The organism is Reyranella sp. GW821-FHT14A01 (assembly GCF_058803965.1).
The window spans coordinates 377,622-399,079 of record NZ_JBXAPM010000002.1; the positions used below are offsets into that span (position 1 = coordinate 377,622).

At 68.0% G+C, this 21,458-nt stretch carries 17 protein-coding genes; 5 read left to right on the forward strand and 12 right to left on the reverse strand.

Annotated features, from left to right (window positions below; genetic code table 11):
- Window positions 1-15 precede the first annotated feature (15 nt).
- From addA to AC1ROX_RS05705, 12 genes are all read right to left on the reverse strand, one after another.
- On the reverse strand, window positions 16-3,477 hold the full coding sequence (addA, locus tag AC1ROX_RS05650) for a double-strand break repair helicase AddA (protein WP_493123268.1): 3,462 nt from the start codon (window positions 3,475-3,477) through the stop codon (window positions 16-18).
- The gene (gene addB / locus AC1ROX_RS05655) at window positions 3,474-6,419 is read right to left on the reverse strand and encodes a double-strand break repair protein AddB (RefSeq protein ID WP_493123270.1); all 2,946 of its coding nucleotides are present in this window, start codon (window positions 6,417-6,419) and stop codon (window positions 3,474-3,476) included. Before addB ends, addA begins: the two co-directional genes overlap by 4 nt.
- Window positions 6,416-7,108 (reverse strand): nucleotidyltransferase family protein, encoded by a 693-nt coding sequence (locus AC1ROX_RS05660; RefSeq protein ID WP_493123272.1) that lies wholly within the window; start codon window positions 7,106-7,108, stop codon window positions 6,416-6,418. The genes addB and AC1ROX_RS05660 overlap by 4 nt, the downstream gene beginning before the upstream one ends.
- Window positions 7,105-8,112 (reverse strand): aminoglycoside phosphotransferase family protein, encoded by a 1,008-nt coding sequence (locus AC1ROX_RS05665; RefSeq protein WP_493123274.1) that lies wholly within the window; start codon window positions 8,110-8,112, stop codon window positions 7,105-7,107. The genes AC1ROX_RS05660 and AC1ROX_RS05665 overlap by 4 nt, the downstream gene beginning before the upstream one ends.
- A complete protein-coding gene (tsaE, locus tag AC1ROX_RS05670; RefSeq protein WP_493123276.1) occupies window positions 8,099-8,542 on the reverse strand; it encodes a tRNA (adenosine(37)-N6)-threonylcarbamoyltransferase complex ATPase subunit type 1 TsaE in 444 nt (147 codons plus the stop codon). Before tsaE ends, AC1ROX_RS05665 begins: the two co-directional genes overlap by 14 nt.
- Before the next feature lie 51 nt (window positions 8,543-8,593).
- Window positions 8,594-9,988, reverse strand: coding sequence for an adenosylhomocysteinase (gene ahcY, locus AC1ROX_RS05675; protein ID WP_493123278.1), 1,395 nt, complete (start codon window positions 9,986-9,988; stop codon window positions 8,594-8,596).
- Between the two features lie 156 nt (window positions 9,989-10,144).
- The gene (locus tag AC1ROX_RS05680; protein WP_493123280.1) at window positions 10,145-10,450 is read right to left on the reverse strand and encodes an HPr family phosphocarrier protein; all 306 of its coding nucleotides are present in this window, start codon (window positions 10,448-10,450) and stop codon (window positions 10,145-10,147) included.
- The gene (locus AC1ROX_RS05685; RefSeq protein ID WP_295132495.1) at window positions 10,447-10,851 is read right to left on the reverse strand and encodes a PTS sugar transporter subunit IIA; all 405 of its coding nucleotides are present in this window, start codon (window positions 10,849-10,851) and stop codon (window positions 10,447-10,449) included. Before AC1ROX_RS05685 ends, AC1ROX_RS05680 begins: the two co-directional genes overlap by 4 nt.
- An 8-nt stretch (window positions 10,852-10,859) precedes the next feature.
- A complete protein-coding gene (gene rapZ / locus AC1ROX_RS05690) occupies window positions 10,860-11,795 on the reverse strand; it encodes an RNase adapter RapZ (protein WP_493123282.1) in 936 nt (311 codons plus the stop codon).
- A gap of 17 nt (window positions 11,796-11,812) precedes the next feature.
- Complete coding sequence (locus tag AC1ROX_RS05695) at window positions 11,813-12,268, reverse strand: HPr kinase/phosphorylase (protein ID WP_493123284.1); 456 nt, start codon at window positions 12,266-12,268, stop codon at window positions 11,813-11,815.
- A 9-nt stretch (window positions 12,269-12,277) separates the two neighbouring features.
- Complete coding sequence (locus AC1ROX_RS05700; RefSeq protein ID WP_493123286.1) at window positions 12,278-13,936, reverse strand: sensor histidine kinase; 1,659 nt, start codon at window positions 13,934-13,936, stop codon at window positions 12,278-12,280.
- A 100-nt stretch (window positions 13,937-14,036) separates the two neighbouring features.
- Window positions 14,037-14,732 (reverse strand): response regulator transcription factor, encoded by a 696-nt coding sequence (locus AC1ROX_RS05705; protein WP_493123288.1) that lies wholly within the window; start codon window positions 14,730-14,732, stop codon window positions 14,037-14,039.
- A 121-nt stretch (window positions 14,733-14,853) separates the two neighbouring features.
- Here AC1ROX_RS05705 and AC1ROX_RS05710 point away from each other — a divergent pair, with 121 nt between their 5' ends.
- The 5 genes from AC1ROX_RS05710 to AC1ROX_RS05730 all read left to right on the forward strand — a co-directional run bounded on the left by AC1ROX_RS05710 (window position 14,854) and on the right by AC1ROX_RS05730 (window position 21,445).
- Window positions 14,854-15,573: a HugZ family pyridoxamine 5'-phosphate oxidase gene (locus AC1ROX_RS05710; RefSeq protein ID WP_493123290.1), complete on the forward strand. Its 720-nt coding sequence runs from the start codon at window positions 14,854-14,856 to the stop codon at window positions 15,571-15,573.
- A 184-nt stretch (window positions 15,574-15,757) separates the two neighbouring features.
- Window positions 15,758-17,365 carry a phosphoenolpyruvate carboxykinase gene (locus tag AC1ROX_RS05715; protein ID WP_493123292.1) on the forward strand — a complete coding sequence of 536 codons (1,608 nt, stop codon included), beginning with the start codon at window positions 15,758-15,760 and terminating at the stop codon, window positions 17,363-17,365.
- Window positions 17,366-17,410: 45 nt separating this feature from the next.
- Window positions 17,411-19,255 carry an adenylate/guanylate cyclase domain-containing protein gene (locus AC1ROX_RS05720; protein ID WP_493123294.1) on the forward strand — a complete coding sequence of 615 codons (1,845 nt, stop codon included), beginning with the start codon at window positions 17,411-17,413 and terminating at the stop codon, window positions 19,253-19,255.
- 100 nt (window positions 19,256-19,355) lie between these two features.
- Window positions 19,356-20,519, forward strand: coding sequence for a DUF3300 domain-containing protein (locus AC1ROX_RS05725; protein ID WP_493123296.1), 1,164 nt, complete (start codon window positions 19,356-19,358; stop codon window positions 20,517-20,519).
- Window positions 20,516-21,445 (forward strand): DUF2950 domain-containing protein, encoded by a 930-nt coding sequence (locus tag AC1ROX_RS05730; protein WP_493123298.1) that lies wholly within the window; start codon window positions 20,516-20,518, stop codon window positions 21,443-21,445. Before AC1ROX_RS05725 ends, AC1ROX_RS05730 begins: the two co-directional genes overlap by 4 nt.
- Window positions 21,446-21,458 lie beyond the last annotated feature (13 nt).

The following is a 21,458-nucleotide window of genomic DNA, read 5'->3' on the forward strand; positions in this document are numbered from 1 at the left end:
CGCACGCACCCCGAGTCAAGATGCGTCGGTATAAGGCATTGATTTGTCTAGGGTTTTAGCGTCGAGCTCCATGAGGCGCGGAGCCGCCGTCCAAAGCAGGAAGGCCCTGACCGTACGACCGGGATAAATCCGCTGCAACAGCGCGCGGTAGAGCGCGAGCTGGCGGCGATAGACCAGCGCCACGCCCTCGGACGATTCCGGCGGCGGGCGATTGGTCTTGTAGTCGACGATCAACACTTCCGTGGCCGAGACGGCCAGCCGGTCGACCTGGCCGCTGACGGTGAAGGTGCCGCGCGGCGTCTGTACGGTGCCGATCAACGGCACCTCCGCGCGCGATCCCGGGGCGAACAGGGCGGCATGCGCCGGCGCCTCGGTGACGGACAGAGCCTCACCGGCCCATTGCTCGATGTCTTCCGGCGCGAGCCCGTGCGCTGGCTGCGCGAGGAAGCGGCGCGCGGCCGCGGCGCGTTCCGACGCGGGCAGGCCGGGCAGATGACGCAGCAGGTCGTGCAGCAGCAGGCCGCGCTGCCAGCGACGGGGATCGTCGGCGAGCAGCGGACTGTAGGCGCGCGGCTGGGCGGCGGCCTCGTCGGGCAGCGGCTGCGAGGGCGCCAGCGGCGTCGGCGGATCGGGCTCGCCCGGCGCCGGCTCGGTCCACCAGTCGGGCAGCGGCGCCTCGTCGGCGATCGGCAGCTCCGGCTGCTCGGCTTCGACGATATGGCCCTCGTTGATCAGCTCGTAGCCGTCGCCTTCCCAGCCATCGATGGCGAGCGAGGTGAAGTCGAACCGGCGAGCCACGGCGCGCGCCCGGACAGGCAGTCCGGCAGCATCGTCTCCCGCCTCGCTGCTGGCGCGCAGACCGGTCTCGATGCGTTCGTACCAGCAGCCGCGATCGGGCTTTCTCGATCCGACCCAGCCGCCGACATAGAGCCGGTCCTCGGCGCGCGTCATGGCGACGTAGAGCAGCCGGTTCTGTTCTTCCAGCGCACGGTCGCGCGCTTCGCCGCGCCAGGCACGCGCGGCTTCGTTGGCATCGTCGGTGCGCGGCAGCCAAAGGCGGGCCTCACCCTCGGAGCCCGCCAGCAGACGCTCGGAATCGCGCGGCACCCGCGTCGTGTCGGGTAGGTAGACGATCGGCGCCTGCAGGCCCTTGGAGGCGTGCACGGTCAGGATGCGCAGCTCGCGCCGCCGGTTCTGGTCGAGGTCGCGCTTGATCTCTCCGCCGCCGGTTTCGAACCAGCGCAGGAAACCCTGCAGCGAGCCGCCTTCGATGCCCTGGTACTGCAGCGCGCGCGCCAGCAGCTCGTCGATCGGATCGGAGGCCTCGCGACCGAGCCGCTCCAGCAGCCGCCGCCGCCCGCCCTGTGGCCCGAGCACGCGGGCGAAGAAGTCGAAGGGCGTGTCGTAGTCGGCGTGCTTCAGCCAGTCGGCCAGGGTCGCGTAGGCCGCCGCGAAGGGTGCCTCGTGCGCGCGTTCGCGCAGGGCGCGCCAGAGATGGCCGGGGCGCTTCCACGCCAGGATGAAGAGCTGGTCCTCGTCGAGCCCGATCAGCGGCGACTTGAGAAGCGCCGCGAGGTTGAGGTCGTCCTGCGGCAGCAGGACGAAGCGCGCCATCGCCAGCAGGTCCTGGATCGCCAGTTCCTGGCCGAGGTTGAGCCGGTCGACACCCGCGACCTCGACGCCCTCGCGCTTCAGCGCGCGCACCAGGGCGTTCACGAACTCGTTGCGCCGCCGCACCAGCACCATGAAGTGGCCGGCATGCAGTTTCTCGCCGTCGCGCGCGCGTCGCTCCGTGGCGATCAGGTGCTTGGCGTGCGCGGCAATCAGGCGGGCCAGGCGTTCGTGCGGCAGGCCATGCGCCGCGCTGCTCCCGGCCCCTTCGATGTCCGTCGTGTCGGCCTTGTCCTCGCCGGCCTCGACCAGCGGCCACAGCTCGACCCGGCCGGGCTCGTTCTTGCGGCTGGGCAGGTGGACGACATCGCCCGGCTCGCCGACGCCCTTCGCAGCCTCGATCTCGCCGAACACCCAGTCGACGGCATCCAGCACGGCCGGCGTCGAGCGGAAGGAGACGTTGAGTTCGACCGGCACGAAGATCCGGTCGGCAACGCGGCTGCGCTCGTCGAACCATTCGCGCATTTCCTTCAGCTTGCGCGGATCGGCGCGCTGGAAGCCGAAGATCGACTGCTTGGTGTCGCCGACCGCGAAGATCGTGCGGCTACGCCCGACCGCGCCTTCGCCCACGAAGAACTCCTCGGTGAGGCGACGGATCACTTCCCATTGGTCGGGATTGGTGTCCTGCGCCTCGTCGACCAGCACATGGTCGATGCCACCGTCGAGCTTGAACAGGACCCAGGCGGCGCTCTCCGCGCTTTCCAGAAGACGGCGCGTGGCGACGATCAGGTCGTCATAGTCGAGCACGGCGCGCCGCCGCTTGGCGCGCGTGTAGCGGTCGGCGACGTCGAGGCCGAGCCGCAGCAGGGCAAGGGTCAGCTCGACCAGCGCCTGTCCCTGCGCGCATTCGAGACGTTCGGCCTCGGCCGGGAGGATGTCGACGATGCCCGGCAGGCGCTTCTGTGCTGCCTTGGTCGCCAGCGTCTTGCGCACCTGTCCTTCGGTGGTGAAGAACACGCTGCGATAGGCGGGGCTCAGATCATTGCGGTCGTCGGCCAGCCAGCTTGCGATCTTCTGGCCGTTCGGCGCATCGGTCTTGCCGCCGGTTTCGATCATGGCCCGCGCCGCCTCGCGCAGGGCGGCTTCGTCGAGCGGCGCCGCACGCTCGCACTTCAGTTGACGGCGCAGCCGCTGCCCGAGTTTCGCGAGACCGGCTTCGTCAACGACATGGGTCAACAGCCAGGCGCGTTCGCTCAGCAGCCGCATCATCAGCTCGGAGTATTCGGCGATCGAGACCTTGGCGGCGACGGTGGCGAGGGCGGCGGCCAGCGCGGGTGGCGCGTCGCTCTGCGCCAGATCTTCCATCTGCTCGTCCTGCACGCGTCGCAGGATGGTCAGGGCCTCGGCCTCGTCGAGGATCTCGAAGCCGGGCGCGACGCCCGCTTCGAGCGGGAAGCGTTTCAGCAGCGCCTGGCAGAAGGCATGGATGGTGAGGATGTTGATGCCGCCCGGCGCATCGAGCACGCGCGCAAACAGGCGACGCGCCACGACCCTCCGGGCCGGGTCCGGTGCCTTGTCGATCAGCCTGGCGATGGCGCTGTCGAGCGTCGCCTCGTCGCCCAGCGCCCAGCGCCCGAGCTGGTGGGCGAGGCGGTTCCGCATCTCGGCAGCCGCCGCCTTGGTGAAGGTGAGGCAGAGGATGCGCTCGGGCTTCACCCCGTCCAGCAGCAGCCGCGTCACGCGGTCGGTGAGGACCTTCGTCTTGCCGGTGCCGGCATTGGCCACGACCCAAGCCGAATGATCGGGTGTCGTGGCGCGCCGCTGCGCTTCGGTCGCGAGGGCGATGGCGTCGAGCACGTCGCTCATTCCTCGCCGCCTCCCGCCGTCGACCATTCGGCGACCCGCTCGAGATGAGCGTAGTCGTTGAAGTAGGGGCCATAGGCGGGCCAGGGCAGCGCCGGATAGGGCGTATTCGGATTGGCGAAGTGGTCGGCCATCTTCTCGACCAGCGCCATCATCGCGGCCACCAGTTCGTCGCTGCCCTTGATCTCGCTCACCTTGCCGCCGTCGCCGAGGCCATTGGCCTGCCAGTAGGAGAGGTGCACGGTCTCGGCCTTGCCGGTGATCTTGTCGAAGCCGCCGCGCTCGGCCATCGCCGCCTCGAGCAGAAGCTGCGGCGCAAACAGTGCGTCGAGTTCGTCCTTGGTCGGCACGCGGCCGGTCTTGTAGTCGATGATCTCCCAGGCGCCGTCCCCCAGATCGTCGACCCGGTCGGCGCGCGCCTCGATACGCAACGGGCGCGAGGCGGGTCCGACAGTCATCGCGGCGTTGCTCTCGCTGGTCAGCAACCTGGTCCCATTGGCGCGGCGCGCATTTTCGTGGGCAACGAACCAACGCGCGAGGCGCTGGAAGCGCGGCCACCAGAAGGCGCGTTCCGCCGGCGCGGTCAGCAGGTCGGCGAGGTGCTTCTCGCCCAGCTCCTCGAATTCCCGCACAGCGTCCGGCGGAAGGATTCCAGACGGATGCCTCTGCAGGAATTCGTCGAGAGTCTTATGTAAGGCATTGCCGCGATCGGCCGCACCCAGTTCGGCCTCCAGCGGATCAAGTGCTTCCAATCCCAGGATGCGCCGCGCATAGAGCCCGTAGGGATCGCGTCGCCACTGCTCGACGCTGGACACGGACAGGCGCGTGGGTCGTGCTTCGAGGGGCGGTCGCGGCTCGGGCCGCAGCCAGGGCGCGTAAGTGTCCGGCCGGTCGATCGCCTCGGCCCAGGCGACGAAGCTGCGGCGGCCGCGCTGGATGTATTCCGGGACCGGCGCCGAGCCGGGCTCGTAGCCGAACAGGGCATCGAGGCGCGCCAGCCAGCGCGACGGCACGGTGGGCGCGCCGCCTTCGCGCTCGGCGCGCGTCAGCAGCACCCTCTCGGCGCCGAGGGCCGCCACGAAATCGTGCGCCGACAGACCGATACGTCGCTCGGGCTGCTGCAGGCCGAGATCGTTGCGCATCGGCCGGTTGATCCAGGGGCCTGTCTCGACGGAAGGCGGCCAGGTGCCTTCGTTCAGGCCGCCCAGCACCAGAAGGTCGGCGCGCTGCAAACGCGCTTCGAGCGGACCCCAGATCGAGAGGCGGGGATGGCGGCCGAAGGCCGGTCGGATGGTCTCGGGCTCCAGCATCGCCGCGAGCAGCCCCGGCCATTCGCCGGACGCGATGGCCGGCCGGTTCGACCAGGCGGTGCGCAGGCGGCCCAGCACGTCGGCCAGCGCAGCGCCGGCATCGCCCGACCACAGCGTCTCCACCGATGCGATCTTCTCCGCCGCGGCAACAGTCGCATCGAGCATCGCGTCCGGCGACGCATCGCCCTGCATCAGTTCGACCAGCGTTGCGGTCGCTTCATCGAGCCGGTCGATCACCGTCTGTACGGCGGCGCGGTCGGCGGGATCGCCGAACTTCGTCTCGTCGACGCGGGCGCGGATCGACGCCAGCCCCGGCGCCGGCTTCAGCCCGCGCAGGCATTTGCGATCGAGGCGCCGCGTTGCATCGAGAACGGCGGCGCGTTCGATGCCCAAGGTGCACAGCGGATGTTTCAGCAGAGCCAGCAGCTCGACCGGCGCGAAGCCTGCGTCGACCGTGGCGATCAGCGCATGAAGGAGGCCCGCTGGTGCCGTGTCGGCGAGCGCCGTACCGGCCGAATCGTCGATGTCGATCTGCCAGCGCTTCAGCTCGGCGGTGACCCTTCGCGCCAGTTCGCGGTCGGGCGTGACCAGTGCGGCCGTGCGCGACGGTGTGTCGAGGACGCTGCGCAGGGCCAGCGCCACGACCAGCGCTTCCTGGTGCGGCGTCGCGCAATCGGCGCGGGTCACATGCTCCAGCGACGCGGCCTCCGGTTTCACCCAGGCGTCGCTGGTCTCCGCCGGCCGCATCAATTCGGTGATGAGGAAATGGCGCGCCGAGCCGCTCGTGGCGCCGGGCCATTCCATCACATCGGCGCGTGTGTGGCCGAGCGCCGTCAGCAGTTCGCGCAGGCCGTATTGCGGATGCGATGGATCGAGCGCGTCCCAACTCGCTTCATCCATGTCGTGGTCGAGGCCCGGCAGGACGACCGCACCCTGCGGCAGGTCGGCGATGGCGGCGAGAAGGTCACGCGTTGCGGGCTGTGAGCCGGTCGAGCCCGCGGCGATCACCGGAGTCGAAGGCGGGTTTGTGCGCCAGCGTGTGGCCTGGTTACGGATCGCCATCGTGCGCCGCTCGATGGCGTCGATCTGTCCACGCGAGGCCAGCATCTGCGGCCAGTGCTCGCCGACGATGGCGAGGAATTTCAAGGTGCGCTGCCAGTGGCTGGCGAAGTTGCCTTCGACCAGTCCTTCGAGCTGGCTGAACGAGACGCCTTCGATCGCCAACTCGTCGAGCAGGCGGCCGAGCTCGCGTGCAAGCTTCAGGGCCTGCGCCGCCGACTGCGCGATGGGATGGCCCTGGTCGTCGGTGAAGGCCGCGACCAGTTGCGCCAGCAATGCCTCGCGCTCGGCGGGATCGATGGCGGGTGGCAGGGTGAGCGCATCGCCTTCGCCCGATGCGATTTCCCATTCGCCGTCGTCGACATCGCCGAGCGGCGCCATGCGCGGCAGGATCGTGGGTGTTCCATCGGCCGCGCGCAGGAAGGCTTCGCGGAGCGCACGCACCGAGCGCCGTGTCGGCAGCAGGATCAGCACATCGGCGAGGGAGAGCGGATCGCCGCCATGCTCGGCCAGCACCACCCGCGCCAGCTCGTCGGCGAAGCGACGCTCCGTGCCGATGGTGAAGAGGCCCTTCATCCCAGCACGCGTTCGGCTTCGGCGAGCGCGGCCGGCGTGCCGACATGGAACCAGTCGCCGTCATGCACGAGGCCATGGAGGCGGCCCGCCTGCTCCGAGCGCGTCCACAGTTTCAGCAGCGAGAAGGGGCCTTCGGGCGAGCCTTTGAACAGGCGCGAATCGCAGACCGAGACGCTGGCGAACATATAGGGCGCGGTCTCGGCCGTGCCGCGATGGCGGATCCTGCCGTCGGGCTCGAGGTAGTAGTCGCCGCGATCCTTCTCCTCGCGGCCGATGGCCTTTGCCAGCGGATGGAGCAGCAGCAGCGCGTCCATGCGATTGGGGTCCCATGCCTCGGCCAGGCGGCCCAGCATCGATTCCGGTCCGTCGCGCCACAGCCCGTCGCCGTTCAGGACGAAGAACGGCGCATTGCCGAGCAGGGGCAGCGCATTGCGCACGCTGCCGCCGGTTTCGAGCAGCCGGTCCTCGCGGATGATACGGGCGCGGCCGCCGAGCCGGTCGGCGATCTGGTTGCCGAGATGATGCACGTTGACGACCACGTTCTGCACGCCGCTGCGTTGCAGCCGGTCCATCGCACGCTCCAGCATCGAGCGGCCGGCGACGGGGATCAGCGGCTTGGGTGTCGAATCGGTGAGGGGCCGCATGCGCTCGCCGCGGCCCGCCGCCAGGATCATGGCGTTGCGGATCACGACGTTGCTCCGATGCGGCGCAGCGCCGGCGGCAAGGTGCGGTCGACCCAGCTGCGCAGCGGCGTCAGCGCTTCATGCTGCAGGGCGCGCTCGAACATGCGCCAGACCCGTGGCAGGTGCTGTAGGTAGTCGGGCTTGCCGTCGCGCCGCAGCAGGCGAACGAACAGACCGATGATGCGGGCATGGCGTTGCGCGGCCATCAGCGCGAAGCCGGTGCGGAAGCCGGCAGCATCGGCGATGCCCGCTTCGCCGATGTAGCGGTCGAGGCAGGCGGCATGGACGGCGGGCGCCACGTCGCGGCGCGCATCCTCGATCAGCGACACGAGGTCGTAGGAGGGATGGCCGCGCTGCGCGTCCTGGAAGTCGAGCAGGCCGCACGCCTTCACGCCCGGTCGCGACGGCAGCCACAGGAGATTGTCCTTGTGATAGTCTCGCAGCAGCAGCGTTTCGCCGGTCGCAGGAAGTGTGGCCAGGCATTCGCGCCAGGCGGCGACGTAGCGCGCGGTCTCCTCAGGATCCGTCGGCTTGCCGGTCGCTTCCGGCAGGTACCATTCGGGCAGCAGCATCGCCGCCTCGATCAGTGCGTCGCCGGTGTAAGCGCCGAGGCCCGGCAGCAGGCTGCGTTCGCCGGCCCGATAGATCTCGACCAGCACGTCGGTCGCGCGGCTGTAGAGTTCGCCTTCGTCGCCGCCCGCCGCCAGCACGCGCGCATAGGTGTCGTTGCCGAAATCCTCCAGCAGCAGGAAGCCATGCTCGGCGTCCTCGGCGAGGATCTCCGGTGCGCTGAGGCCGAGGCCGATCAGATGCCGGCCGATCCGCACGAACGGCCGCACGTCTTCCTGCGGCGGCGGCGCATCCATGACGACCGCCGAGCCGCGCGGCCGGCTCAATCGGAAATACTTGCGGAACGAGGCATCGCCCGCCAGCAGCCGCTCGCCGGCATCGCCCCAGCCGGCGCGGCTCACGAACTCGGCGCGCATCAGGTCGCGTTCAGACTTCGCCAAAACGGGATTCTCCTTCCAGGGTCGCGAGGCGGCCTTCGCCTTGGATCGACAGGCTGATGGTGAGCCGCTCGCGCGGCAGCAGGGGGCCGAGTCGCTCGGCCCATTCGACCAGCGCCACGCCGTCGACGCGCGCCTCTTCCCAGCCCAGCTCGAAGACCTGCTCCGGCTCCTCCAGCCGGTAGAGGTCGAAATGCCAGAAGCTGCCGCGCGGCGTTTCGTAGACCTCGACCAGCGTGAAGGTGGGGCTGGGCACGATCAGCGCCGGTTCTCCCGCGGCGGCGCGCAGGATGGCGCGCGCCAGCGTCGTCTTGCCGGCGCCGAGACCGCCTTCGAGCGCCACGACGTCGCGCGGCCTCAGGCGGTCGGCCAGCGCCGCGCCCAGCCGCTCGGTCGCGGCCTCGTCGGGAAGGGACAAAGAAAAAGTCGGCATCTTTCGATGCCGACTTCTTAGCACGGGCCGCTGTGGGCCGTTGCGAACCGCCTAGTAGCGGTAGAGGTCGCCCTTGAACGGGCCGGCCTCGGGCACGCCGATATACTTGGCCTGGTCGGGGCGGAGCTTGGTCAGCTTGGCGCCGACCTTCTCGAGGTGGAGCGCCGCGACCTTCTCGTCGAGGAACTTCGGCAGCGTGTAGACCTGCTTCTCGTACTTGCCCGGGTTGGTCCAGAGCTCGATCTGGGCCAGCGTCTGGTTGGAGAAGGAAGCCGACATCACGAAGCTCGGATGGCCCGTGGCGTTGCCCAGGTTCACCAGGCGGCCTTCCGACAGCACGATGATGCGCTTGCCGTCGGCGAACTCGACCTCGTCGACCTGCGGCTTCACGTTGTGCCACTTGAAGTTCCGGAGCGAGGCGATCTGGATCTCGCTGTCGAAGTGGCCGATGTTGCAGATGATGGCGCGGTGCTTCATCGCCTTCATGTGGTCGAGCGTCAGCACGTCGACGTTGCCGGTCGCGGTCACGAAGATGTCGGCCTTGGGCGCCGCCTCTTCCATCGTCACGACCTCGTAGCCTTCCATCGCCGCCTGCAGGGCGCAGATCGGATCGATCTCGGAGACCATCACGCGGCAGCCGGCCTGGCGCAGCGAGGCGGCCGAGCCCTTGCCCACGTCGCCGAAGCCCGCGACCATCGCCACCTTGCCCGACATCATCACATCGGTGCCGCGGCGGATGCCGTCGACCAGCGATTCACGGCAGCCGTAGAGATTGTCGAACTTCGACTTTGTCACCGAGTCGTTCACGTTGATGGCCGGCCACAGCAGCTTGCCTTCCTTGGCCATGTTGTAGAGGCGATGGACGCCCGTCGTCGTCTCCTCGGTGACGCCCTTGATCGAGGCGCCGAGCTTGGCGTACCAGCCGGGCTTTTCCTTGTTGGTCTTGAGGATCGCCTTGTAGAGGACTTCCTCTTCCTCGTTGGTCGGCTTCGAAACCAGCGACGGATCCCTCTCGGCACGCGCGCCGAGATGGACCAGCAGGGTGGCGTCGCCGCCGTCGTCGAGGATCATGTTCGGCTCGCCGCCGTCATGCCATTCGAAGATCTTGTGGGTGTAATCCCAGTATTCCTCGAGGCTCTCGCCCTTGATGGCGAAGACCGGCGTGCCTGCCTTGGCGATCGCCGACGCGGCATGGTCCTGCGTCGAGTAGATGTTGCACGAGGCCCAGCGCACGTCGGCGCCCAGCGCCTTCAGCGTCTCGATCAGCACGCCCGTCTGGATGGTCATGTGCAGCGAACCCGCGATTCGCGCGCCCTTGAGCGGCTGCTTGGGCCCGTATTCCTTGCGGATCGACATCAGGCCCGGCATCTCGGTCTCGGCCATGTCGAGTTCCTTGCGGCCCCAATCGGCGAGCCCGATATCCTTGACGATGTAGTCCTGAGCCATGTGGCGCTCCTTGCTGTGCCGGTTTCGGCAGGCGGCGAAATGTGAAAGCGGGCGTGTCTTAACAGCGGCGCGGGACCGCCTCAACGCGCCGGATCAACATATAAGCAAGAATTTATGTCGGTATGCGTGAGCCTTTATGCGCGGCTCACCGCTCGCTCAATCTTCGCCGAATTTGCCTTCGACGAGGGTCGAGATGGCGGCCATCGCGTCCGCGGCCTGCCTGCCCGAGCAGATGACCTCGATCGAGCTGCCGATGCCGGCGGCCAGCATCATCAGGCCCATGATCGAAAGGCCGGACACTTCCTGGCCCTTGTAGGCAACGCGGACGACCGCGTCGAACTGGCCCGCCGTGCGGACGAACTTGGCGGCGGCGCGGGCGTGCAATCCACGCTTGTTGGCGATCGCGAGGTTTCTCTTCAGGGCGCCGATGCCGGCCGCCGCGCTTGAGGCTGCATCGCTCACGAAGCTTCCTTGGCGAGGATGCGGGAGGCGACGGTGATGTACTTGCGGCCGGCTTCCTGCGCCATGCGCACCGCCTCGGCGATGGGCCGCGTGCGGACGCTGGCGAGCTTCACCAGCATCGGCAGGTTGACGCCGGCCAGCACCTCGACCCGCGCCTGTTCCATGATGGAGATCGCGAGATTGGAGGGCGTGCCGCCGAACATGTCGGTCAGCACGATCACGCCTTCGCCCGTTTCACAGGCCCGGACCCTCTCGAGTATTTCCCCGCGCCGTTTTTCCATGTCGTCGTCGGCCCCGATGCAGACGGTCGACATGCATTGCTGCGGACCGACGACATGTTCCAGCGCGGCTTTGAATTCCTGCGCCAGATTGCCGTGAGTCACGAGTACGATACCAATCATTCTGTGCTCTACCCTGCGCCAACGGCCTCCCCGGCCGCCCCGACGTCCCGGTGCGAGAGAGTGACCGACCGGCCCGCGCTTCGCAACCAGTCTGCAAGCTGCTCGGCCAATGCTACCGACCTGTGCTTACCGCCAGTGCACCCGATGGCGATGGTCAAATAGCTCTTGCCCTCGGCATCGAAACGCGGCAGCAGCGGCCCGATCAGGGCCTGCAGATTGTTTACAAACGGGCGGTAGTCGGGGTCGGTTGCGATGAACGCCGCCACCGCCGGATCGCGGCCGGTGAGGGGCTTCAGTACGGGATCGTAGTGCGGGTTCTTGAGGAACCGCGCGTCGAACACCAGGTCGGCCTCGCGCGGCAGGCCGCGACGAAACGAGAACGACATCACGGAAATGCGCGTCCCGGCGCTGAGGCCGAGGCCAAAATGGCCGGCGAGGATCTGCTTCAGCCGGTGCGGCGAGAGCGACGAGGTGTCGATGGAGACGTCGGCGGATTCGCGCATCCAGCCGATCTGCCGCCGCTCCTCGATGATGCTGTCGACCACCGGGCGGTCGGGCGCCATCGGATGGGGGCGGCGCGTTTCGGTGTAGCGCCGCTGCAGCGTCTCGGAGTCGGCCTCGAGGAACAGCAGCCGGGCGGCCAGGCCGGGATGGCTGCGCAGTTCGCCGATACGCGCCACGAGCTTGCGGGCGTCGAAGCCGAAGGTGCGGGTATCGATGCCGAGGGCGAGGGGCCGGGCCTTTTCGCCGGCCTCGCCGCCGGTCGAGCGCATCAGATCGTCGAGCAGCGGCAGCGGCACGTTGTCGACGGCGACATAGCCCAGGTCGTCGAGCACGTTCAGCGCCGTTGCCCGGCCCGCGCCGGACAGGCCGGTCACCACGACGAACGGACGGCGCGTGTCGTGCGTCGTGTCAGGAGAGGAAGAGGTGGAATTGTCCGGCATGAGCTACGCGTGCCGGATCATGCGGCTGCGGTTTGCGCGAGGGCAAGGCGCAACTTCGCAGGGGCGGATACCTCGAACGGAGCAAGGGCCAGGACCGGCAGGTCGACCCCCAGCAGATTTTCACGGGCCGGATCGGGCAGGCGTTCGATCCGGTCGGACGGCACGAGATCGACCAGGAGCGCGACCGGCACCCGCGCGAGGAGCTGGCCGCGGCCGAGCTTCACGATCCCGACTCCGCGGACTTCCAGCAGGCCGACAATTGTACCGGGCGGTGTGCCGACGAGGCCGCTTCCCTGTTGAACCAGCGCGGTCTGATCGTCGGCGACCAGCCGCGCGCCGACTTCGATGAGACGAAGCGCGAGATCGGACTTGCCGGCGCCCGAAGGCCCGCGCAACAGCACGCCGCGCCAGTTCCTGCCGATCCGCAAGGCGACGCAGGTGGCATGAACGAAGGTCGTGACCTTGACCGCCACGTCAGAGGATCACTTGCGACCGCTGGCCGCAGGCAGCCGGACGGTGAAGCGTGCGCCCAGCACCTTGCCGTCGGGACCGTGCCGGTTGGTGGCGGCGATCGTGCCGCCATAGGTCTCGACGATCTGCCGGCAGATCGACAGGCCGAGGCCGGAATGCTGGCCGAAATGCTCGGTCGGACGCTCCGAGTAGAAGCGCTGGAAGATCGATTCGAGATTGTCCGGGGGAATGCCCGTGCCCTCGTCGTCGATGGTGACCACGAAGGGGCCGTTGCGCGGCTCGCGGCTCAGTTCGACGAGGATGCGCGAGCCCTTCGGGGCGAAGGACAGGGCATTGTCGATGACGTTGCGGAAGACCTGGCCGTAGCGGCCGTCGTGGCCGTGCGCCACGAACGGCGGATTGGCGGCGACGCGGAACTCGACCTCGACGCCGGACTTCTGGCTGGCCGTCACCGCATAGTGGTGGACCATGTCACGCAGCAGCTTGTCGAGGTCGACCGGCCTCACCTCGCCGCGCATCAGCTCGGCGTCGAGCCGCGAGGCGTCGGAGATATCTGAGATCAGCCGGTTGAGCCGGTTGATGTCGTCCATGACGATGCTCATCAGCTTGGCGCGGCGTTCGGCGTCGAGATTGGGATGTCCCGCCATCTCGATCGCCGATCGCAGCGACGTCAGCGGATTCTTGAGCTCGTGCGCGACATCGGCGGCGAAGCTCTCGATGGTGTTGATGCGCAGCCACAGCGCCTCGGTCATCGAGCGCAGCGCGTCGTTCAGGTCGCCGATCTCGTCGCCGCGCTTGCCGAGGTCGGGAATCTCCGGTCGGCTCTCACGCGCGAGGCGAACCTCGTCGGCGGCGCGGGCGAGGCGCACGATCGGCTGCGTGATCGTGCCGGCGAGATAGAGCGACAGCAGCACCGTGATGCCGAGCGCCGCCGCGGCGATGGTCAGCATGTCGTAGCGGACCTCGCGCAGCGAGGCCGCGATGGCGCGATTGTCGCGCGTCAGGAGGAGGGCGCCCAGCACCTGCTTGTAGCGCTGGACCGGCACCGCGGCGCTCAGCATCAGCCTTCCGTCGCCGGCGCTGCGCACGGCCGAGGCGTTGAAGCCGCGCAACGCGCTCGCCGCCTCGGGGAAGTCGCGCAGGGTCGGCACCGGCTTGTCGATATATTCGGGATAGTGATCGACGCGGGAGAGCTGGCGGGCGATCCATTCGCTGATGCGCTCTCCGATGCTGGGTTCGGCATCGGGCTCGACCGGCACCTCGGGCGGCGGCAGCGGCACGACATGGATGCGGCCCACCTCGTTCAGCATCGCCGAATCGCCCAGCAGCTCGCCGGTCTCGCTGAACAGGCGCGCGCGCACGCCGGTCGGCCGCACCAGCCGCGTCAGCAGCTGGCGGGCCGCCTCGGTGTCCATGCGGTTCACCGTGGTCTCGCCGCCGACCACCGCGACCTCGCCGATGCCGGCGGCCACCATCTCGCCCTGCACCAGCAGCGAGGCGAGCTCGGTGTCGATCAGCTCTTCCTCGTAGTCGCTGAGGTAGACGGCGCCGAGGGTCAGCAGCGCGACCGGGATCAGGTTGAGCAGCAGGATGCGCCGCGTCAGGGGCGAATAGCCACGGCCGCTGCTGCGCCGCCGGCGCAGCAGTGATGGCGACTCGGCAGCTCCCATCGTCGCCGGTGCCCTGGGCACCGCGCGTGGGAAAAATCGACCGAGCGCCGTGACGAGCCGGGCGCTTAGAGTCTGCCGGCCGTGCCGATCCGCTGCGGGATCAGGAGTCGCGGTATCGATATCCGATGCCATACAGCGTTTCGATCTGCTCGAACTCGCCATCGACCTCGCGGAACTTGCGGCGGACGCGCTTGATGTGGCTGTCGATGGTTCGGTCGTCGACGTAGATCGTCTCGCCGTAGGCCGCATCCATCAGCTGGTCGCGGTTCTTCACGTGGCCGGGCCGCTCGGCGAGCGACTTCAGGAGCAGGAACTCGGTGACCGTGAGGTGCACCTCCTTGCCCTTCCAGGTGCACTGGTGGCGGCTCGGGTCGAGGACCAGCTCGCCGCGCACGATGCGCTCGGCGGCGGCTTCGCCCTTGGCGCCGCCGACATCGGCGCGACGCAGCACGGCGCGGATGCGCTCCAGCAGCAGGCGCTGCGAGAAGGGCTTGCGGATGAAGTCGTCGGCGCCCATGCGCAGGCCCAGCACTTCGTCGATCTCCTCGTCCTTCGACGTGAGGAAGATCACCGGGAACTGCTGGGTCTTGCGAATGCGGTTCAGGAGTTCCATCCCGTCCATCCGCGGCATCTTGATGTCGAAGATACCGAGGTCCGGGGGCGCCTGGTTGAGGCCTTCCAAAGCCGACGCACCGTCGTTGTAGGTCTTGATCTGGAACCCTTCGGCTTCGAGCAGCATCGACACCGAGGTGAGGATGTTGCGATCGTCGTCGACGAGGGCGATGTTCTTGCGCACGGCGTGGCTTCTCCTGCAGCGGACAACGGCAATTGGACCATGCTATCACAGACCGGGCCGTCGCCGCCGCCTCCCCGGTCCATAATACTCAACGAATAATTGCGGCTTTTTTGATCCGAAAATGACCCAGAACGACATGCCCCGCACCGTGCGCGGCCTTTTGCGAAGCCTCGACCGGGCTTCCCTCGCGACCGCCCTGCCAGGCGAACCGGCCGGCTGGCCCTATGCCTCGCTGGTGCTGGTGGCGGTCGACCACGACCTGTCGCCGATCCTGCTGCTGAGCGATCTCGCCGAGCATACCAAGGCGATCCAGGCCGATGGCCGGGTCTCGCTGCTGTTCGACGGCACCGCCGGTCTCGACCAGCCCCTGACCGGACCGCGCGTGACCGTTCTGGGACGCGCCGAGCGGACCACCGACGAGCGTTTGAAGGCCCGCTTCCTGGCCCGCCACCCCGACGCCGCGCTGTATGCCGGCTTCAAGGATTTCGCCTTCTATCGCATCGCGGTCGAGCGGGCCCACCTGGTCGGCGGCTTCGGCAAGATAAGCTGGATCGGTGCCATGGAACTCGCGCCGCCGCAGGCCGCCGGCCTTGCCGAGGCCGAGCCGGGAATCGTCGGGCACATGAAAGAGGACCACGGCGACGCCGTCCAGCTCTACGCCGAGAAATTGATCGGCCTGTCGGGCAGCGGCTGGAAGATGACCGGCATCGATCCCGAAGGGATCGATTTGCGGCTCGGCGGGCAGGTCGCACGCCTCTCCTTCGAAGTACCCCTGCAAGCCGCTGGCGAAGCGCGCAAGGTTTTGGTGAGCTTGGTCGGCAAGGCACGTGCCGTGGCCTGAGGTAAGTGCGTACGGAGGCAACGGTTTCGCGCCGCAGCATTCTTCTCGCGGTTGCGAAGACCGATTCACACTGTCGCCGACACTAACTTGTCGCAAGGGGCTTGCCTCCTTTCGGTCCTGCCAGTAGCGCATGGGGCAAGAACACCTTCGCCATTCGGATCGGCCGGAAAGCAGGAGAAACGCAGTGCATCAGGCGGGCTTCATCGTACCCAAATTCGGACTGGAAGCGCTCGGACTGAAGAATCTGAGCAACGTCTACTGGAACCTCCAGGTTCCCGCCCTCTATCAGGAAGCGGTTCGTCGCCATGAAGGCGTGGTGGCCGATGGCGGCGCGCTGGTGGTGCGCACCGGCATCCATACCGGCCGCTCGCCCAACGACAAGTTCATCGTCGAGGATTCCGAGAGCAAGGGCCGCATCGACTGGGGCAAGACCAACAAGGCGATCACGCCCGACCGCTATCGCGCCCTCTACAATCGCATGATCGCTTATGCGCAGCGCCGCGACCTGTTCGTGCGCGACTGCTGGGCCGGCGCGGATCCGGCGCATCGCATCGGCGTGCGCGTGGTGAACGAGACGGCGTGGCACAATCTCTTCGCCCGCAACATGTTCCTGCGGCCCAGGCCCGAGGAACTCGAAGGCTTCAAGCCGGAGTTCACGATCCTGAACCTGCCGGGCTTCCAGGCCGATCCCAAGCTCGACGGCACGGCGTCCGATTGCGCCATCCTGGTGAACTTCACCGAGCGGGTCGTGGCGATCTGCGGCACCTGGTACGCCGGCGAGATCAAGAAGTCGGTGTTCACCATCCTGAACTACCTGCTGCCGGACAAGAACGTGCTGCCCATGCACGCCTCGGCCAATGTCGGTCCCAAGGGCGACGTCGCGATCTTCTTCGGCCTGTCGGGCACCGGAAAGACCACGCTGTCGGCCGATCCGACGCGCACCCTGATCGGCGACGACGAGCATGGCTGGGCCGAGGACAGCCTCTTCAACTTCGAGGGCGGCTGCTACGCCAAGGTGATCAAGCTCAGCCGCGAGGCCGAGCCCGAGATCTATGCCACCACCGGCCGCTTCGGCACGGTGCTCGAGAATGTCGTGATCGATCCGGCGACCGGCCGCCTCGACCTCGACGACGGCACCTATACGGAGAATACCCGCGCCTGCTATCCGCTCGACTTCATCCCGAACACCTCTCCGACCGGCATCGCCGGCACGCCGGAGAACATCGTGATGCTGACGGCCGATGCGTTCGGCGTGCTGCCGCCGATCTCGAGGCTCTCGCCGGAGCAGGCGATGTACCACTTCCTTTCGGGCTACACGGCGCGCGTCGCCGGCACCGAGAAGGGCGTGACCGAGCCGCAGGCGACCTTCTCGACCTGCTTCGGCGCGCCGTTCATGCCGCGCCATCCCACAGTCTACGCCAAGATGCTGGGCGAGAAGATGGCCAAGCAGAATGTGAAGTGCTGGCTGGTGAACACCGGCTGGTCGGGCGGCGGTTTCGGCGTCGGCGAGCGTATGTCGATCCGTCACACCCGCGCGATGGTCCGTGCCGCGCTGGACGGCACGCTGGCCGCGGCCGCCTCCACGACCGATCCGCACTTCGGCATGCAGGTGCCGAGCGCCTGCCCGGACGTGCCGGGCGAGGTGCTGAATCCGAAGACCACCTGGAAGGACAAGAAGGCCTACGACAGCGCCGCGCGCGACGTCGCCCAGCGCTTCGAGAAGAACTTCCAGCAGTTCGAGAGCCACGTCGACGACAAGGTCAACAAGTCGGCCATCCGCGCCGCCGCCTGAGACGTCATCGCCTAAGCGCGGCGGACATCCTATGATGTCCGCCGCGTGAGCCCGCTTTCCGACACTCCCTCCACTATCGCAGCCCGCCGGCCCTGGCGGTTGCCGCTGGTCGCGGCGATGGCGCTTGCCTTCGTCTCGCTCGCGCTGATTTCGGGCATCGCCTACATCGTCGTGCTCGCCGGTGCGACCGGCACGGCCGAGCGGCTGCTGGTCGACCACGCGGCCCGTGTGGTCGATGCCCAGGTGGCACTGGTGCGAAGCCGGCTCGATCCGGTGGGCGAACAGCTTGAGCTGATCGCCAAACTCGCCGCCGCGGGCCGTATCGACATCGAATCGCCGGTCGACGTGCGCGAAGCCCTGGCCGTCATGATGCAGCAGGTGCCGGCCGTCTCGGCGGTCGGCTTCGCCACGCTCGACCTCAAGCTCCATCGCGCCATTCGCGAGCCCGACGGAAGGATCGAACGCGACACGATCTCGCTCGTCGACCAGCCGCAGGGGATGGAGCGCTTCCGCCAGCTTCAGACGGCACAGAATACGTTCTGGGGCGCGTTGTTCTGGAGCGAGGCTTTCAAGCAGCCGGTGGTCAACGTGCGCACGCCGGTGCGGCGCATCGACAATGCCTTCATCGGCGGGCTGATCGCCACGGTGGCGGTGGGCGATCTCTCCTATCTCATCGGCGATCCGAAGATCGGCGGCGACACCAGCTACTTCATCCTGGTCGGTCGCGACCAGGTCCTGGCGGCGCGGCGCCTGATCGATCCGCGAGGGCTCGGCCTTTCCGAGCAACGACCGCTGCCGACGATCAAGGAAGTCGACGATCCGGTGCTGGCCAAGATCTGGGACCCGCCGGTGCGTTCGCCGCGGATCGACCGGGCGCTGGGCTCGCTCGGCCATATCGTCGAGGAGGGCGGCCGGCGCTGGATGTTCGTCTATCGCGAGCTGAAGCGCTTCGGGCCCGATCCATGGATCGTCGGTCAGTATTTCCCGGTCGAGGACGCGACCGGCGATCTCGACCGGTTGACCAACGGCGCCATCGTGGGCGCGGCCACGCTGGCCGTGGCCACGCTGCTGGCGCTGTTCATGGGCCTCAGCATGGCGCGCTCGATCCGCACGCTGACCTCGGCCGCCGAATCGATCGAGCAGCTCAAGTTCGACCAGCCCTTCCATCGCCGGTCGCGCCTGCGCGAGATCGACGATGCCGGCCACAGTCTCGACAAGGCGCGCGGCGCGCTCAAGTGGTTCGGCGCCTACGTGCCGCACCGTCTCGTCTTCCGGCTGATGGAGATGGGCGAGGAGGCGGTGGCGTCGCGCCGCCGCGACGTCACGGTGATGTTCACCGACATCGTGGGCTTCACGCCGCAGGCCGAGGAACTGCCCGAGCAGGAAACGGCCGACATGCTCAACCACCATTTCGCCCTGCTGGGGGCCTGCATCGAGAACGACCACGGCGTGATCGACAAGTATATCGGTGACTGCGTCATGGCCGTGTGGGGCGGGCTCTCGAAAATGGAAGACCATGCCGACCATGCGGTTCATGCCGCGCTCGAAATGGGCCGCGTGGTGCAGGAGGACAATCGCCAGCGTGCCGCCGCCGGCCAGCCGCCGGTGCGCCTGCGCGTCGGTCTGCATTCCGGTCCGGTGGTCGTGGGCAATATCGGCGCGCCCGGCCGGGTCAACTACACCGTGGTCGGCGATACCGTGAACGTGGCGCAGCGCTTCGAGCAGCTCGGCAAGGAGTTCATGCGCGACGATGAGGACGTGATCGTGCTGGTGAGCGGCGACACGATCGAGGCGATGAAGCACCCGGAGGTTCTGGGGACATTGCCGACGCCGGAGCTGCGGCACATGAAGGGCCGGGAAGAACCCGAGCAGGTGTATCGCCTCATGTAACGGGCGCCTCATGTAGCGGGCATGTGCTGGACGGGAGATAGTCTTCGCCGTTAGTGTGCCGCCGTTCTTTTCGGTGGGTCTTTCAAGGGACGAGTAGCACATGGAACGACGCAGACTTCTTGCATTGTCGACAGCCGCGCTCGTCCTTGCTCCCTTCGCAGTCCGCGCCCAGGAGAGCAACAAGCCCTTCACCACCGAACAGCTCGACCAGATGCTGGCGCCCATCGCGCTCTATCCCGATGCGCTGCTGTCGCAGGTGCTGATGGCCGCGACCTATCCGCTGGAGGTCGTCGAGGCGGCACGCTGGTCGCAGGCCAATCCCAACCTCAAGGGCGATGCCGCGGTTGCGGCCGTCAAGGACAAGAGCTGGGACGTCAGCGTGAAGTCGCTGGTCGCCTTTCCGCAGACCCTGCAGATGATGAGCAACCAGCTCGACTGGACCCAGAAGCTCGGCGACGCGATGATCGGCCAGCAGAAGGACGTCGCGACTGCGGTCCAGCGCCTGCGCGCCAAGGCCGAGGCCGCCGGCAACCTGAAGTCGACGCCGCAGCAGAAGGTGACGACGCAATCGAGCGGCGGCGCCACTGCGATCGTCATCGAGCCGGCCAATCCGGAAGTGCTCTACGTTCCCTACTACAATCCGGCCTGGGCCTACGGCCCGTGGCCCTATCCGTCCTATCCGCCACCCTATTATCCGCCGCCGCCCAATTACGGCGCGGCGCTGATGACCGGCATGATGTTCGGCCTGGGCGTCGCCGCAGGTGCCGCGATGTTCGGCGGCTGGCACTGGGGCTATGCCGGCGGCGGCTGGGGCGCCAGCTACACGACGGTGAACGTCAACCGGGCGACCAACATCACCAATAACTTCAACGCCGACCGCTATCGCAACGGCCAGTGGAGCCACGATCCGGCGCATCGCGACGGCGTGCCGTACCGCACGCCGGCCGAGCGGCAGGAGTACCGTCAGAACCGTCCCGATGCGCAGCAGCGCGAGCAGTTCCGTGGCCAGCTCGACGGGCGCGGCAACTACACGCAACGGCCCGCCGAGAACCGCCCTGCCGAAAACCGGGCGGCGGAGAATCGCAACTGGGAGAATCGCGCCGCAGGCAATCGCGGTGCGTTCGACGACATCAACCGCGGCGGCAACGGTGCCAGCCGCGACTTCGACCGCGGCAGCCAGTCCTGGGGCAATCGCAGCTGGAGCGGCGGCGGTGATCGTTTCGGTGGTGGCGGCGGTGACAGGTTTGGCGGAGGACGGCGATGAGCGGCTCGATATTCCGGCGGGGCCTTCTCGCCCTTGTCGTGCTCGCGGGCTTTGCGGGGGCGCTGGCAGGGGGCGCGATTGCCCAGCAGGCCACCAAGGTCCAGGGCTTTCCGACGGCCGAGGCGGCCGCCGACGCCTTCACCGACGCCGTCCGCAAATCCGATGTGAAGACCCTGGGCACGTTGCTCGGGCCGCAGTGGCAGGAGTTCGTGCCGACGACGTCCGAACAGGTCAAGGCGCGGCGTGCGGCCTATCTCGCGGCCTGGGACCAAAGCCATGAGGTCAAGGTCTCCGGCGACAAGGCGACGATCGTGGCCGGCAAGGACGGCTGGACGCTGCCCATTCCCATCGTGAAGGACGGCGCCGAATGGCGTTTCGATGCGGAGGCGGGCTGGCGCGCGATGCGGCTCCGCCAGATCGGCCACGACGAAGCCGCCGTGGTGCAGACGATGCTGGCCATCGTCGACGCCCAGCGTGACTACGTCGCCCTCGATCCCATGAAGGTCGGCTCGCCGGTCTATGCGCGCCGCCTGCTCAGCTCGCCCGGCCGCATGGACGGGCTCTACTGGGAAACCAAGCCCGGCGAGCCGCAGAGCCCGCTGGGGCCGGCGGTCGCCCGCGCCCAGGCCGACGGCAAGTCGCCGGACGGCCATTACGGCTACTACTTCCGCCTGCTCTACGGACAGGGCGCGGCGGCGCCGGGCGGCGCGCGCGACTACATCGTGAACGGCCGCATGATGGGCGGCTTTGGCGCCATCGCCTGGCCGGTGAAGTATGGCGTGACCGGCGTGATGACCTTCATCGTCGACTACAAGGGCGAGGTCTACCAGCAGGATCTCGGGCCGGAGACGGCGCAGCGTGCCGGTGTGATTAACACCTTCAATCCTGATAAGGGTTGGGTGAAGGCGGATATGACGCCTCCGTAACGGAAGCAGCGTG